This is a genomic window from Salinicoccus siamensis, from assembly GCF_042429615.1.
Classification (GTDB): Bacteria; Bacillota; Bacilli; order Staphylococcales; family Salinicoccaceae; genus Salinicoccus; species Salinicoccus siamensis.
Map to the genome: position 1 here is coordinate 1 of NZ_JBHMAH010000039.1, position 723 is coordinate 723.

Here is a 723-nt window from a genome sequence, read left to right on the forward strand (position 1 = left end):
TCCGTATCCCCTTTTTTATTCGGTTTGATGGCCTGAATATGTACCACTGGTTTATAAAGCACCTTTAATGCCTTCTGCCATAACACTGTCCATTCATCCTGAGAGATATAATTCTCCTTGTTCTTGAAATACATATTTTCTACACATAACAAGATATGCATATGCTGGTTGTATGCCCCTGTTTCTTGATTCACTGTCACTTCCGTTGAACGCATAAAACCAATCAAATTCTTATTCACTTTTTTATATTTAATTAACTTATTAAATGACTTTGTCATTTCAGACAAACCCTGATTTAAATCTTCTCCATCCACTGCATTCCTTGCCGTTAATGTTAAGAACAACCAGCGTGCTTTCGGTTTTTCTTTAATCACTTCTTCTATCACTTGTTGCGCCTGATAACTGTTTTTCATCGCACGACGCCAATTGCAGACCGGACAGAGTTTCGATTTACAGAACCATGTTTTGAATAGCTTCAAAAAACCTTCATCCGTTGGCTTGAATTCTAAAACACGACCACAGGCACCCACATTGCCTGCCTTCTTAAACTTAAGGATCTGGAGCAGTTCGGCATAACTGACATTCTCCAGTTTTCTTTCCCTCCATGGTCGCTCTTTCCCTGATTTTGTTACATCTTTTAAAACGCGGTCATCTTGATTATGACCGTCTTCTGTTGTATCATAAAAATGCATATAAAAGCCCCCAGTTATTAAGTTTAGATGT

General features: G+C 38.0%; 1 protein-coding gene. It reads right to left on the bottom strand.

Annotated features, from left to right (window positions below):
* Positions 1-692 (bottom strand): protein rep (locus ACFFLE_RS11120; protein ID WP_380572261.1); only part of this gene is annotated, 692 nt, incomplete at its 3' end.
* Positions 693-723 lie beyond the last annotated feature (31 nt).